Genomic DNA, 13106 nt, shown 5'->3' with positions numbered 1-13106 from the left:
CCTCTCAGCCGTCGGCCCGCGGGCCGGACAGGACGGTGGAGAACACCGGCTCGCCGCCCTGATGACCTGTCACCTGGACCGTCACCGTATCCTCGGCCGTCCCCGGCACGACCACCGCCCCGATCGAGCACGGGCTGTCGAACTCGGCGTACCGGTGGAACCGGCTGCGCGCCTCCGCCGGAACGATTCCGCCGGGCCCCACCGCCAGGCAGGCCGCCTGACGGGCCGCCTCCAGCAGCAGCATGCCCGGGACATGGTCGTTGGGGCGCTGGAACAGGGTCGGGTGCCGGGTGTCCACGCGCAGTTCCCACACCCCGTCCCGGCCGGTCTCCGAGAGCACCACGTCCTCGGTTCTGGTGCGGCCCGCGCGGGCGGTGGAGACCGGCGCCGCCTCCGGTATCGATATCCCCTCGGGGGGTGTGTCGCCGCGCATCCGCCGGTACACCTTGGGGTTCGTGAAGCGGGTCGCGCCCGTCCCCGTCGCGGCCAGCTCCCCGTCGCGGTGGACCGCCCAGCCCACGCGCCCCTGTACGGGCAGTCCGCCCCGCCACTTCAGGTCGGAGCAGAACACCTCCACGTCGATCTCGGTGGGGGCGCCGCCGACGCCCAGGTGGTCCAGGTGGCACACGTAGTCGAGGTCCGCCATCAGGAAGTGGTAGCCCACCGGGACGCCGTACCCGGCGTGGAAGGAGAGCATGGCCGCCTGTCGCATCGCTTCCGCGACCAGCAGCGGATCGTGCCGGTCGCCGCTCACCGGGGCGAAGAACGGATGATCGTGCGGCAGGACCGCCGTGACCGAGAACCGATCGCTTGCCAGGCGCACCCAGTCACGCGGAAAGGCGTCCTCCGGCCTGGTCCGGTGCACCATGTCGATCCCCACGGGATGCACCACCTCGGCCTCCGAATCCATAGCCGGCACCGGATCGATCAAGACTGCTGCTTCGGGCATAACTCCCCCCAGGGGTCATGTGATGGCGAGCCGTTCCTGCGATGCACGTGCGCTGATAAGATACAGACTAAGCGGTTTTTTTTCTATCCCCGGCAGGGCCGTCCCCCCACATCGTCCCAGCCGTTTCCCGGGCCCTCGCCCAGCAAAGGAGACAGGATGGCCAAGCAGGACCGGGCGATCCGCACCCGCCAGACAATCCTGATGGCAGCGGCGCAGGCCTTCGAGAAATACGGCTACCAAGCCGCGACGATCACCGAAATACTCAAAAGCTCCGGCGTCACCAAAGGCGCTCTCTACTTCCATTTCCCGTCCAAGGAAGATCTCGCGCTCGGTGTTCTCGATGCGCAGGAGCCGCCTCAGACCGTTCCGGACCAGGCCCTCAAACTCCAGGAACTCATCGACCTTGGCATGCTGTTCAGCCATCGTCTGCAGACCAGCCTCCTCGCCCGGGCGGGCGTCCGCCTCTCCATGGACCAGCAGGCACAAGGCCTCGACCGCAGCGGCCCCTTTCTCCGCTGGCAGGAAGCCACCCATCACCTCCTCGCCAGTGCCAAACACAACGGCGAACTGCTCCCCCACGTCAACCCCACCGAGACGGCGGACCTGTACGTGGCCGCCTTCGCGGGAACCCAGGCGGTCTCCCAGACTCTCACCAACTACCAGGACCTGCAGCGCCGCCACATCACGCTGCAGCAGCACATACTCCCCAGCATCGCCACGCCCTCCATCCTCACCGCCCTCGATCTGACACCGGAGCGCGCCGAGCGCCTCGGCCTTCTGGACCCCGTCGGCTGAACCGGGGGGCGGGCTCCGGGCTTTCGAGGTCCGGCCGCGGAACTGGCGCCGGGCGTTCAGGCGTCCAGCGCCAGTTTCGCGCCGAGGCCGATCATCATCACGGCGACCAGAGCGTCCAGCACCCGCCAGGCGGAGGGCCGTGCGAGGACCCCGCTCAGCATCCGGGCGCCGTATCCGAGCGCGACGAACCAGCAGAGGCTGGCGAGGATCGCGCCGAGGCCGAAGGTCCAGCGCAACGGCCCCCGGTCGGCGGCGACGGACCCGAGCAGGAACACGGTGTCGAGGTACACGTGCGGATTGAGCCAGGTCATCGCCAGGCAGGTCAGCACGACGCCCCGGCGCGAGGTGGCCGGCGCGTCGGCGGCGTGCAGGGCCGACGGGCGCAGGACGCGGCGTGCGGCGAGCAGGCCGTAGCCGATCAGGAACAGGCCGCCGAGCAGCCCCACCGCCGTCAGCGCCGACGGCCAGGCCACGACGACCGCGCCGACCCCGGCGACCCCCAGCGCGATGAGCACCGCGTCGGACAGCGCGCAGATCCCGACCACCGCGAGCACACCGTCACGGCGGACGCCCTGGCGCAGCACCAGGGCGTTCTGGGCGCCGATGGCGACGATGAGGGACAGGCCGGTGCCGAATCCGGCGGCCGCGGTGGTCAGGGCGTTCATCATGCGGCCGACGCTACAAAGCGGGACAATGTGATGTCCAGCTAAGGATTCTTACGTATCATTAGCTGCCATGATGTCCGAGCTTCCTCTCGACCAGGTACGGACGCTGCTGGCCGTGGTCGACGAAGGCACCTTCGACGCGGCGGCGGGCGTCCTGCAACTGACGCCGTCGGCGGTCAGCCAGCGCGTGAAGGCGCTGGAGCAGCGCACGGGCCGGGTCCTGCTGATGCGCACGAAGCCGGTGCGGCCCACCGAGTCGGGTGAGGTGGTGGTGCGCTTCGCCCGCCAGCTGGCCCGGCTGGAGCGTGACGCGCGGACGGCGCTCGGGATGTCCGGGCCGGACGGGCCGACGCCCCTGTCGATCGCGGTGAACTCCGATTCCCTGGCGACCTGGTTCCTGCCCGCCCTGCGGCGTGTGCCGGAGGAGCTGGACCTCTGCTACGAGCTGCGCCGGGAGGACCAGGACCATACGGCGGCCCTGCTGCGGGAGGGGCTGGTGATGGCGGCGGTGACCTCGTCCCCCGAGGCGGTGACGGGCTGTTCGGTGCGCAGGCTGGGCCGGATGCGCTATCTGCCGGTGGCCAGTCCCGGTTTCGCCGACCGGTGGCTGGCGCGGCGGGCGGGCACGGCGTTGCGCGAGCTGATCGGTGACGCCCCGGTGATCGGCTTCGACCGGCGCGACGATCTTCAGGACGCCTTCGTGCGCCGGCTCGGCCTCGGGTCGCGGGCGAGCGCCCGGCGTCATCTGGTGCCCACCTCGGAGGGGTTCGTGAACGCCGTGGCGGCGGGCATGGGCTGGGGCATGGTGCCCGAGGTCCAGGCGGAGCCCTTGCTGGGCGACGGCCGACTGGTGCGGCTCGCCCCGGACGACACCCCGGACCGGACCGTCGTCGTCCCGCTGTACTGGCAGCAGTGGAAGCTGGACTCACCGGCCCTGGCGGCCGTGGCCGAGGCGGTGGCGGCAGAGGCCGCCGAGGCACTCGACGGCGGCCGGCCGGACTGACCTGATCCCCCGTCGGCCGCCACCGGCCCATCGCCACGTCACTCCCCACCCCCTGTCTACGGGTGATTGCAGCCCCCTCCGGGCGAGGTTAGGTTTACCTAATCAACCAGACAGGAGTGAAGAATGACGGACAGTCAGGACTCGGGATCGGTCAACGGCCAGGAGCCGACGCCGGATTGGCAGGCACGGGGCACGGTGTCCCGGCTCGTACTCGGCCAGATGGCCACCCAAGCTCTCGGTACGGCGGTGCGGTTGGGGGTGTTCGACCGGATCGGACCGGGTGAGCTGAGCGGCGACGCGCTCGCCGGTTCTCTCGGCACCCATCCGCAGGCGACGCTGCGTCTGCTGCGCGCGCTCGCCGGACTCCGGTTACTGTCCGAGACGGAGCCGGGCGTCTTCCGGACCACGGCGGCGGGCGACGTCCTGCGCGCCGACACGCCCGGCACGATGGTCGCCATGGCCCGGATGTTCACCGATCCGGTCATGCTGCGGGGCTGGGACCTGCTCGACGAGAGCGTCCGTACGGGAGAGACCACGTTCGACACGGTGTTCGGGACGGACTTCTTCGGCCATCTCAAGGAACAGCCCGAGCTGTCCGCCGCGTTCAACGAGGCGATGAGCCAGGGCACCCGGCTGACCGCCTCGAACGTGCCGCACCACTACGACTTCGGGCGCTTCCACACGCTCGTGGACATCGGCGGCGGCGACGGCACCCTGCTGGCCTCGGTCCTGCGCGAGCACGCGAAGCTGCGGGGCATCCTGTTCGACACGGCCGAGGGGCTCGCGCAGGCTCCGCGTCGGCTGGCCGAGGAGGGTGTGACCGGGCGCGTCGCCCTGGAGACCGGTGACTTCTTCGCCTCGGCCCCGGCCGGCGGCGACCTCTATCTGCTCAAGAGCATCATCCACGACTGGGACGACGAGAGGTGCGCGGCCATCCTGCGGCACATCCGGTCCGTCGTCCCCGACCACGGTGCGCTGCTGATCGTCGAGCCGGTGCTGCCCGCCACCGTGCCGCCGGACCCGGCGGGGGGCGTCTACCTCGGCGATCTCAACATGCTCGTCAATGTCGGCGGCCGGGAGCGGACCGAGGAGGACTTCGCCGCCCTGTGCACGGCGGGCGGTTTCGCCCTCCGGAGCGTGACGCCGTTGCCCGCGCCCGACATCTTCCGGATCATCGAGGCCTCACCGGTCTGACGGCCGCCTCGGGGCGGGCGCGCGGGACGCCTTAGGATGGCGGGTCTCTCCCCCTGGAACGACATCGGAGGCGTCCTCCCCATGCGTGTGCTGCTGGTGGAGGACGACGACGACCTGCGGGAGGTGATCGCGTCCGGGCTGCGGGACGGGGGCTTCGCCGTGGACTGCGCGGCGGACTGGCCGGAGGCGGACGTGCTGCTGCATGTCACCGCGTACGACTGTGTGGTGCTGGACCGAATGGTGCCCTCCGGCGACACCCTCGCCCCGCTGGAGGCCGGACGGCGGGCCGGCTGGTCGGTGCCCGTGCTGTGCCTCACCGCCCTGGACTCGCTGCCCGAGCGGTTGCGGGGGCTGGAGAGCGGGGCGGACGACTATCTGGCCAAGCCGTTCGCGATGCGCGAGCTGGTGCTGCGGGTCCGGGGCCTGAGCCGACGGGCGGCGGCCCGGCTGCCCTCCTACCTGAGCTGCGCGGACGTGGTCATGGACGTGGCGCGGTACGAGGTGCGGCGCGGCGGCGTGCTGCTGTCGCTGAGCCCGAAGGAGTACGCCGTGCTCCAGCAGCTCCTCGTCCACCGGGACGCCGTCGTCACCCGTACCGGGCTGCTGGAGCACTGCTGGGACGAGATGGCCGACCCGGTGTCCAATGTGGTGGACGCCGTCGTCGCGGGCCTGCGGCGCAAGCTCGGCTCCCCCGCCCTCGTGCACACCGTGCGCGGTCAGGGGTTCCTGCTGTCGGCGGAGCCGGGGCCCTCCTGATGGCGAAGCCCGTACGGCCGCGCCGCTCCCCCGCCCGGAGGCGGCTGCACCGGCTGCAGCTGCGGCTGACCGCCGCGTACACCCTGATCACCGTGGTCGGGCTGGCCTCTCTGTCCTGGCTGGTGATCCGTACCGACGACCGGGCGCGGCAGGACGCCGAGTACGACGAGATGCGCCGCCGGGCGTCCGTCGCGGCCTCTCTCGTCTACTACGAGGACGACCGGATCCAGCTGGACGGCCTCGAGGACGACGAGGCGACCTCGGGCACTCCGCAGATCCTGGTGCTAGAAAGGCGGCCCGGCGGTGATCCGGTGACCGTGTTCCGGGGCCGCACCGAGCAGTTCGCCGTACCGGCCGGGGCGGTCCGGGAGGTGACCCGATCGGCGATGGACGAGGAGGAGCCGGTACGGGCCGAGGCGCGCGACCGTGCGGGAGAGCCCGTGCATCTGCTGGCCGTGCCCTTCTACCACGACGCCACCGACGAGGTGGCGGGCGCGGCCGTCGCGGTCGGCGATCCGGAGCACGGCGCGGCCGAGCACCGCAGTCTGGTCCTCTCCCTCTTCGTCGGGGCCGGCGCGCTGACGGCGCTGGCCGCGCTGACCGGGCATGTGCTCTCCGGGCGGAGCATGCGGCCGGCCTGGCAGACGCTGGAGCAGCAGGAACGGCTGCTGGCCGACGCGGCGCACGAGTTGCGGACCCCGGTCGCGGTGATGCGCGGATCGGTGGAGGTGGCCGCGAGCTCTCCGGACGGGCCGGCGGCGCATCTGCCCCGGATCCGGCGGGCGGCGGACCGGATGGCCGACGTCGTGGAGAACCTGCTGACCCGGGGGCGGCTGGAGGCCGACGTGGACGTCGTACGGGCGGAGCCGCTGCGGCTGGACCAACTCGTCGAGGAGGTGTGCGCGGAGCTGCCGGACGGCGGTCGCCGTCCGGAGCTTCGGCTGACGGAGTCGGTGACGGAAGCCGACGCGGCCCTGGTGCGGGTCGCCGTGCGCAACCTGCTGGACAACGCCGTACGGCACGGCAGGGCGCCCGGTGCGCCGGCGGACCGGGCCGATCTGCTGGTGACCGTGCGCGGGCCGGAGGTGTGGGTCGCCGACCGGGGTCCGGGCGTGGATCCGGCCCGGCTGCCGGAGCTGATGGAGCGGTTCAGTTCGCCGGGCGGGAGCACGGGCATCGGCCTCTCGCTGGTACGGCGGATCGCGGAGGCGCACCGGGGAACACTCACCGTCCGGGACCGCCCCGGCGGCGGCGCGGAGTTCGTCCTGCGGCTCGCCCCGGCCGGGTCGCGGCGCGAGCGCCGACGTGGCACGGGGCGGACGCTCACGATTCGCTCATGATCGGTCGTCCATGATGCGGGTGCAGGTTCCGAAGCCCATCCACGGGAGTCCCGTATGCCCCAGCACGCCGTTCCTCCGTTCTTCCGCCGACGTAGCACGCTCGCCGGTCTGGCCTGCGGGGTCGTGGTCGCGACGGGAGCGGGGCTGCTCCTGTCCCACGCCTTCGCCTCGGGGTCGACAGGCGAGGCCGCGCCCGAGGTCGTACCGCCCCGGGCGAATGTGACCTTCGACTACCAGATCGGCGGCGCGTACACCCCGCCCGCCGGGGTCGGGGCCGTATCGCGGGACCGCGGCGACCGGCCGGCCGAGGGCCTGTACAACGTCTGTTACGTCAACGCCTTCCAGACCCAGCCCGACGCGCTGGACCAGTGGCAGAAGGACGACCCCGATCTGCTGCTGCGCGACGGCGACGGCGAGTTGGTCAGCGACGAGGCCTGGGACGAGGTGCTGCTCGACACCTCCACCGCGGGCAAGCGCGCCCGGCTGGCGGAGATCGTCGGGGACTGGATCGACGGCTGTGCGGAATCCGGCTTCCAGGCGGTGGAGCCGGACAACCTGGACTCCTTCGAGCGCTCCGACGGTCTGCTGACCCGGGCGGACAACGCGGCGTTCGCGAAGCTCCTGGCCGATCGGGCGCACACCGCCGGGCTGGCGATCGGCCAGAAGAACACCACTGATCTGCTGGAACAGCGGGACACGATCGGGTTCGATTTCGCCGTCGCCGAGGAGTGCGGCAGGTACGACGAGTGCGCCGACTACGCCTCCGCGTACGACGACAAGGTGTTCGTCGTCGAGTACACCGACGGCGATTTCACGAAGGCGTGTTCGTCCGTGGGGGCGGAGGTGTCGGTGGTGCGCCGGGATCTCGACGTCCGGCCGGCCGGGCAGCCGGGGTATGTGTTCCGCACCTGCTGAAGCCCTAAGGGGTGTCCGGCGGGTGGGCGCAGACCGTGAAGATGCCGCCGTCGGGGTCGCAGATGACCACTTCGGTTCCGTCGGCGGGCGAGTCCACCGGCGGCCCGGCCGTTCCGCCCGCCGCGCGTGCTGCCTCGGCGACCGCTTCCAGGTCCGCGACCTGGAAGCGGACGTGCCAGCGGGGGCGCAGCCGGGGATCGGGGTCCGACGCGTCCCCGCCGCCGCGCAGGGTGGCCACGGTGCGGCCGCCCTGCCGTACGACGACCGCGTCCTGCTGGTAGGCGTAGCCGACCTCGCAGCCGCCGGGTTCCTCCGAGGCCCAGCCGAACACCCCGGCGTAGAAGATCGCGCAGTCGAAGGCGTGGCTGGTGCGCAGTTCGAGGGAGGCCGGCATGTTGTCGCGGCCGAACGACCAGGGCGGGGTCCGGCCCTCCCAGAAGCCGAATCCGGCTCCTTCGCGGTCGGCGGCCACGGCTCCCCGGCCGGGGCCCAGCCGGATCGGGCCGACGGCGATGGTGCCGCCCCGTTCACGGACCCGGGCCGCGGCGGTGTCGACGTCCGCGACGGCGAAGTACGGGGTCCAGGAGACGGCTGTCGGCAGACCGGGCGCGATCTGTCCGATCCCGGCGACGGGCAGGGCGTCGACGTGGGCGACGGCGAAGCCCTCGCCGAGGGTGCCGGAGCGGAAGGTCCACCCCAGAACGGTTCCGTAGAAGTCCTGGGCGGCCCGCAGGTCCCGGGTCAGGAGGCTGACCCAGCACGGAATCCCGTGCACAGGGGTGCTCTGCTCTGCCTCGGTCATCGGGATCCGTCTCCTCGTCACCGGTCGTGAGCCGCCGCGCCGCCGACGCCGGTCCGGCGGGTGGGCCCGTTGGCTCCGGCCGTTCGCAGGCCGGAGCGCTCCGTGGCGTCGCACGTCCTCCGGAGCAGCCCGCCTCCATACCTACGCCGCCGGGGACGCCGCCGCCACCCGGGCCGCGTCCCAGGACGGGTGTGGCGTGCCCTCTCCGGCTACGTCCCGGGAAAGGGGCCCTGACTGTCAGTGCCCGGTGACAGACTTTCCGCATGAACGCTTCGCAGCCGAAGGCTGACCTCCAGCACTATCTGCAGTTCGCGCGCGACACCCTGTTGTGGAAGCTCGAAGGGCTCTCCGAGTACGACGTCCGCCGCCCCCTGACGCCGACCGGCACGAATCTCCTCGGGCTGGTCAAGCATGCCGCCGGGGTGGAGCTGGGCTATTTCGGCGAGACGTTCGGGCGGCCGTTCGGCGAGGCGCCGCCCGCCTACGAGGACGACGCCGAGGCGAACCAGGACATGTGGGCGACGCCCGACGAGTCGCGGGAGGACATCCTCGACCTCTACCGCCGGGTGGCGGAGCACGCGGACGCCACGATCGCCGAGCTGCCCCTCGACGCGGTCGGGCAGGTGCGGTGGTGGCCCGACGAGCGGAGCCGGGTGACGCTCCACCAGATCCTGGTCCATGTGATCTCCGACCTCCAGCGGCATGCCGGGCACGCGGACATCGTCCGGGAGCTCGTCGACGGGACGGTCGGGCTGCGGTCCGGCACCGACAACATGCCGCCGGGCGACCGCGCCTGGTGGGAGGAGTACCGGCAGCGCCTGGAGCGGGCGGCGCGGGAGGCGAAGTAGTCCTCTGCGGGTCACTCGCCCGTCCGTAGTCCTCTCCGGGCCGCTCCCGTTCGTAGCCTCCCCGGGTCACTCGCCCGTTCGGCGTCCGGTGAGCGCGGCGGGTTCGCCGAGGTGGTGCGCGGCGGTGCGCCAGGCTGCGGTGACGGCTTCGCGGGCCGTGGCGGTCGCCGCGCCGACCTCCGGCGGGAGGTGCAGCGGGGCGCCGACGTGGACGTGGAGCCGGGGGCGGCGGGCCGGGGCGGTGAGGAGCCCGGAGATCTGCTTGAGGCACGAGCCCGAGGTCACCCGGCGGGCGCCCGCCTGGCCGAGCGGCACGACGGGCGCCCCTGACACGTGCGCGAGGCGGGCGAGACCGCTGCGGAAGCTCTCCGGCGGGGCCTCCGCCGCGTCCGTGCGGCAGGGCAGCCGTCCTTCGCCGTAGATGAGCAGGTGGCGGCCGTCCCTGAGCGCGACGGCCGCAGCGTCGAGGGCGCCCGCCGCCCGGTGGGTGTTCCGGTGCACGGGCACATGGCCGCCGCCCTCCAGGAGGCGGCCGAGGACCGGGATCCGCCACAGGCCCGCGGTGGCCATGACGACGGGTTCGACGCCGAGACACAGGAGTGCGGCGAGGACGATGCCCGGGTCGGCCAGGGAGGTGTGGTTGGCGACGATGATGCTGCCGGCGGCCGGGGCCGTGGCGTGGTCGGAGGTGACCGTGAGGCGTCCGAGCGAAGGGACGACGGCGGCGGCGATTCGGCTGAGCACGGTTCTCCCGGGGTCCGGCGGGCGTGGCCGTCCTGGTGGACGGCGGAGCGGTCGGGGTGCGCCCGTCCCGGCTTCGCCCGCCACGCCCTCATCGTCGCGGCGGCCGGGGCGCGAGGCCTGAGTGCGGGTACTCAGGCTCCCTGGGGCGATCACCCCTGAACCGGCTCGCCGCCCGGGCACCAGCTCCCCGGGCGGTGAGCCGGTCACGTACCGTGGACTACCTTGTTGCACATAATTCGCAGTTACTTATTCATGGCAAGGAGGCTCCTATGGGCTCTCCCGTGGTGCTCGGGATCGAATCGTCGTGCGACGAGACCGGCGCGGGGCTGGTGCGCGACGGACGGCTGCTCGGTCTCGCGCTCGCGTCCAGCATGGACGAGCACGCCCGCTTCGGCGGGGTGGTGCCCGAGATCGCGGCGCGGGCCCATGTGCACGCCTTCGGCCCGGTGGTCCGGCAGGCGCTGGAGAGCGCCGGGCTGCGCATGGCGGACATCGGCGCGGTCGCCGTGACCACCGGCCCGGGGCTCTCCGGGGCGCTCCAGGTGGGGCTCGCCGGGGCGAAGGGGCTGGCGTACGCGCTCGGCGTCCCGCTGTACGGGGTGCATCATCTGGCGGGCCATGTCGCCGCCGACACCCTGGAGCACGGGCCGCTGCCCGATCCGTGCGTGGTGCTGATCGTCTCCGGCGGCCACACCTCGCTGCTGCTCGTCCGGGATCTGGCCCGCGATCCGATCGTTCATCTCGGGGACACCGTGGACGACGCCGCCGGGGAGTGCTTCGACAAGGTGGCCCGGGTGTTCGGGCTTCCCTATCCGGGTGGTCCGGCCATCGATCGGGCGGCGCGGGAGGGCGATCGGCGTGCGGTGCCGTTCCCGCGTCCGATGACCGGCGCGAAGGACGCCCCGTACGCCTTCTCCTTCTCGGGTCTCAAGACGGCGGCCGCCCGGTGGGCCGAGCAGCAGCGGATCGCGGGCCGGGAGCTGCCGTTGGCGGACGGTTCCGCGTCGCTCCAGGAGGCGGTGGCCGATGTGCTGACGCGTAAGGCCGTGGCGGCGTGCCGTGATCACGGGGTGGGGACGCTGGTGGTGGTCGGCGGGGTGGCCGCCAACTCACGGGTGCGGGAGCTGGCCGAGCGGCGGTGCCGGGCGGCCGGGATCGCGTTGCGGGTGCCGCCGCTGAAGCTGTGCACGGACAACGGCGCGATGATCGCGGCGGTCGGCGATCTGCTGGTGCGGGCCGGGGCAGAGCCGGCTCCGATGGATGTGTCGATCGATCCTTCGGCGCCGCTGGAGTACGCGGCGCTGTATCCGGTGGCGCGGAGCGCGGGCCGGGCCGCCTGAGGCCCGGCCCCCCGGGTTCTTCCGGTTCCGGATGCCGGGGGGCGTCCGGAACCGGGGCTCTCCCAGGCGTCGCACCGGAGAGTTCCCGACGTTCCAGGCCTTTGCGGTCAGCGCCGCAGCCACACCGCGGTGTCGGACGGCAGGCGGCCGTCGGCGTCCAGCGGCCCGCTCGCCAGCAGCTGTTCTTCGTGCACGGGCAGTTCGACACTGCGGTCGAGGAGGTTCACCACGCACACCAGGCCGTCGGTGCGGGCGAAGGCCAGCACCCCGTCCTCGGAGGGCAGCCAGGTCATCGGGCCGTCGCCGAAGCCGGAGGTCTCGCGGCGCAGGCGCAGGGCCGCGCGGTACAGGCTGAGCATCGACGCGGGGTCGGCGTTCTGCCGGTCGACGGCGTACGTCGGCCAGTCGGCGGGCTGTGGCAGCCAGGGCTCGGTGGTGGAGCCGAAGCCGCCGTACGGTTCGGCCGCCGCCCAGGGCAGCGGGACACGGCAGCCGTCGCGGCCGGGGTCGGTGCCGCCGGAGCGGAAGTGCATCGGGTCCTCGATGCGGTCGAGGGGGATGTCCGCCTCGGGCAGGCCCAGCTCCTCGCCCTGGTAGAGGTAGACCGAGCCGGGCAGGGCGAGGGTGAGGAGGGCCGCGGCGCGGGCGCGGCGGGTGCCGAGCTCCAGGTCGGCGGGGGTGCCGAACTCCTTCGTGGCGAAGTCGAAGGCGGTGTCCGTGCGGCCGTAGCGGGTGACGGTGCGGGTCACGTCGTGGTTGCACAGGACCCAGGTGGCGGGGGCCCGGACGGGTGCGTGCTCGGCGAGGGTGTCGTCGATGGTGCGGCGCAGGCGCTCGGGGTCCCAGGGGCAGGCGAGGAAGTTGAAGTTGAAGGCGGTGTGCAGTTCGTCGGGGCGGAGGTAGCGGGCGAAGCGCTCGGAGTCGGGGAGCCAGACCTCGCCGACGAACACGCCGTCGTACTCGTCCGCGATCGTCCGCCAGGAGCGGTAGACGTCGTGGATCTCGTCCTGGTCGATGTACGGGTGCGGGTCGACGCCCTCGGTGAAGTCGGGCAGGTCGGGGTGTTTGGTGAGCAGGGCAGCGGAGTCGATGCGGACACCGGCCACGCCGCGCTCGAACCAGAAGCGCAGGATGTCCTCGTGTTCGCGGCGGACGGTGGGATGGGACCAGTTGAGGTCGGGCTGTTCGGGGGCGAACAGGTGCAGGTACCACTCCCCGTCGGGGACCCGGGTCCAGGTGTCGCCGGAGAACTGGGAGGGCCAGTTGTTCGGGGGGAGTTCGCCGTTCTCGCCGCGCCCGGGGCGGAAGTGGAAGAGCTCGCGCTCCGGGCTGCCGGGTCCGGCCGCGAGGGCGGCCCGGAACCAGTCGTGCTGGTCGGAGAGGTGGTTGGGGACGATGTCGACGATGACCTTGATACCGAACTCAGCGGCTTCCGAGATCAGCTTCTCGGCCTCGTCGAGGGTGCCGAAGGCCGGGTCGATGGTGCGGTAGTCGGCCACGTCGTACCCGCCGTCGACGAGCGGCGACAGATACCACGGGGTGAACCAGACGGCGTCCACGCCGAGTGCGGCGAGATACGGCAGATTCGCCCGGACCCCCGCGAGGTCCCCGGTGCCGTCGCCGTCTCCGTCCGCGAAGCTGCGGGGGTAGATCTGGTAGATGACGGCGTCTCGCCACCATGTATCGGTTCGGGAGGAGGGCACAGCTGCCACGTGACGGTCCTTTCGGGCAGGTGGGGACTCCGCCGCCGGTCGC

At 72.4% G+C, this 13106-nt stretch carries 13 protein-coding genes; 8 read left to right on the top strand and 5 right to left on the bottom strand.

Going from position 1 to position 13106, the window contains the following annotated elements; genetic code table 11:
- Positions 1-4: 4 nt before the first annotated feature.
- A complete protein-coding gene (locus G3I54_RS21395; RefSeq protein WP_164616480.1) occupies positions 5-949 on the bottom strand; it encodes a ScbA/BarX family gamma-butyrolactone biosynthesis protein in 945 nt (314 codons plus the stop codon).
- A 156-nt stretch (positions 950-1105) separates the two neighbouring features.
- Here G3I54_RS21395 and G3I54_RS21390 point away from each other — a divergent pair, with 156 nt between their 5' ends.
- Positions 1106-1744, top strand: a complete 639-nt coding sequence (locus G3I54_RS21390) for a ScbR family autoregulator-binding transcription factor (RefSeq protein WP_164616479.1) — start codon at positions 1106-1108, stop codon at positions 1742-1744.
- A 56-nt stretch (positions 1745-1800) separates the two neighbouring features.
- Here G3I54_RS21390 and G3I54_RS21385 read toward each other — a convergent pair whose 3' ends face one another.
- Positions 1801-2412, bottom strand: coding sequence for a LysE family transporter (locus G3I54_RS21385; RefSeq protein WP_164616478.1), 612 nt, complete (start codon positions 2410-2412; stop codon positions 1801-1803).
- A 67-nt stretch (positions 2413-2479) separates the two neighbouring features.
- Between G3I54_RS21385 and G3I54_RS21380 the strand changes: the two genes are divergently transcribed.
- From G3I54_RS21380 to G3I54_RS21360, 5 genes are all read left to right on the top strand, one after another.
- Positions 2480-3412 carry a LysR family transcriptional regulator ArgP gene (locus G3I54_RS21380; RefSeq protein ID WP_164616477.1) on the top strand — a complete coding sequence of 311 codons (933 nt, stop codon included), beginning with the start codon at positions 2480-2482 and terminating at the stop codon, positions 3410-3412.
- Positions 3413-3535: 123 nt separating this feature from the next.
- On the top strand, positions 3536-4606 hold the full coding sequence (locus tag G3I54_RS21375; RefSeq protein WP_164616476.1) for a methyltransferase: 1071 nt from the start codon (positions 3536-3538) through the stop codon (positions 4604-4606).
- 81 nt (positions 4607-4687) lie between these two features.
- Entirely contained in the window at positions 4688-5362 is a 675-nt protein-coding gene (locus G3I54_RS21370) for a response regulator transcription factor (RefSeq protein ID WP_164616587.1), read from the top strand.
- The gene (locus G3I54_RS21365; protein WP_164616475.1) at positions 5362-6702 is read left to right on the top strand and encodes a HAMP domain-containing sensor histidine kinase; all 1341 of its coding nucleotides are present in this window, start codon (positions 5362-5364) and stop codon (positions 6700-6702) included. The genes G3I54_RS21370 and G3I54_RS21365 overlap by 1 nt, the downstream gene beginning before the upstream one ends.
- Positions 6703-6756: 54 nt before the next feature.
- Positions 6757-7617, top strand: coding sequence for an endo alpha-1,4 polygalactosaminidase (locus tag G3I54_RS21360; RefSeq protein WP_164616474.1), 861 nt, complete (start codon positions 6757-6759; stop codon positions 7615-7617).
- A gap of 4 nt (positions 7618-7621) precedes the next feature.
- Here the strand turns inward: G3I54_RS21360 and G3I54_RS21355 are convergent, their stop codons facing one another.
- Positions 7622-8419, bottom strand: coding sequence for a VOC family protein (locus G3I54_RS21355; RefSeq protein WP_164616473.1), 798 nt, complete (start codon positions 8417-8419; stop codon positions 7622-7624).
- 263 nt (positions 8420-8682) lie between these two features.
- On the opposite strand from G3I54_RS21355, the gene G3I54_RS21350 reads away from it, so the two are divergent.
- The gene (locus tag G3I54_RS21350; RefSeq protein WP_164616472.1) at positions 8683-9267 is read left to right on the top strand and encodes a DinB family protein; all 585 of its coding nucleotides are present in this window, start codon (positions 8683-8685) and stop codon (positions 9265-9267) included.
- A gap of 66 nt (positions 9268-9333) precedes the next feature.
- Here G3I54_RS21350 and G3I54_RS21345 read toward each other — a convergent pair whose 3' ends face one another.
- Positions 9334-10011 carry a lysophospholipid acyltransferase family protein gene (locus G3I54_RS21345; protein ID WP_164616471.1) on the bottom strand — a complete coding sequence of 226 codons (678 nt, stop codon included), beginning with the start codon at positions 10009-10011 and terminating at the stop codon, positions 9334-9336.
- A gap of 269 nt (positions 10012-10280) precedes the next feature.
- Between G3I54_RS21345 and tsaD the strand changes: the two genes are divergently transcribed.
- A complete protein-coding gene (gene tsaD, locus G3I54_RS21340; protein WP_164616470.1) occupies positions 10281-11351 on the top strand; it encodes a tRNA (adenosine(37)-N6)-threonylcarbamoyltransferase complex transferase subunit TsaD in 1071 nt (356 codons plus the stop codon).
- Positions 11352-11458: 107 nt separating this feature from the next.
- Here the strand turns inward: tsaD and G3I54_RS21335 are convergent, their stop codons facing one another.
- A complete protein-coding gene (locus tag G3I54_RS21335) occupies positions 11459-13063 on the bottom strand; it encodes a glycoside hydrolase family 13 protein (RefSeq protein ID WP_164616469.1) in 1605 nt (534 codons plus the stop codon).
- Between the last annotated feature and the right edge of the window lie 43 nt (positions 13064-13106).

This window comes from Streptomyces sp. SID14515 (assembly GCF_010548505.1).
GTDB lineage: Bacteria > Actinomycetota > Actinomycetes > Streptomycetales > Streptomycetaceae > Streptomyces > Streptomyces caviscabies.
This window is presented reverse-complemented; position numbering and strand designations above follow the sequence as displayed.

Excerpts from the sequence above, each read along its gene's own strand:
- G3I54_RS21370 (WP_164616587.1), top strand. The coding sequence starts at position 4,688 with ATGCGTGTGCTGCTGGTGGAGGACGACGACGACCTGCGGGAGGTGATC.
- G3I54_RS21355 (WP_164616473.1), bottom strand. The coding sequence starts at position 8,419 with ATGACCGAGGCAGAGCAGAGCACCCCTGTGCACGGGATTCCGTGCTGG.
- G3I54_RS21375 (WP_164616476.1), top strand. The coding sequence starts at position 3,536 with ATGACGGACAGTCAGGACTCGGGATCGGTCAACGGCCAGGAGCCGACG.
- G3I54_RS21395 (WP_164616480.1), bottom strand. The coding sequence starts at position 949 with ATGCCCGAAGCAGCAGTCTTGATCGATCCGGTGCCGGCTATGGATTCG.
- tsaD (WP_164616470.1), top strand. The coding sequence starts at position 10,281 with ATGGGCTCTCCCGTGGTGCTCGGGATCGAATCGTCGTGCGACGAGACC.
- G3I54_RS21385 (WP_164616478.1), bottom strand. The coding sequence starts at position 2,412 with ATGATGAACGCCCTGACCACCGCGGCCGCCGGATTCGGCACCGGCCTG.
- G3I54_RS21390 (WP_164616479.1), top strand. The coding sequence starts at position 1,106 with ATGGCCAAGCAGGACCGGGCGATCCGCACCCGCCAGACAATCCTGATG.
- G3I54_RS21380 (WP_164616477.1), top strand. The coding sequence starts at position 2,480 with ATGATGTCCGAGCTTCCTCTCGACCAGGTACGGACGCTGCTGGCCGTG.
- G3I54_RS21365 (WP_164616475.1), top strand. The coding sequence starts at position 5,362 with ATGGCGAAGCCCGTACGGCCGCGCCGCTCCCCCGCCCGGAGGCGGCTG.
- G3I54_RS21360 (WP_164616474.1), top strand. The coding sequence starts at position 6,757 with ATGCCCCAGCACGCCGTTCCTCCGTTCTTCCGCCGACGTAGCACGCTC.
- G3I54_RS21350 (WP_164616472.1), top strand. The coding sequence starts at position 8,683 with ATGAACGCTTCGCAGCCGAAGGCTGACCTCCAGCACTATCTGCAGTTC.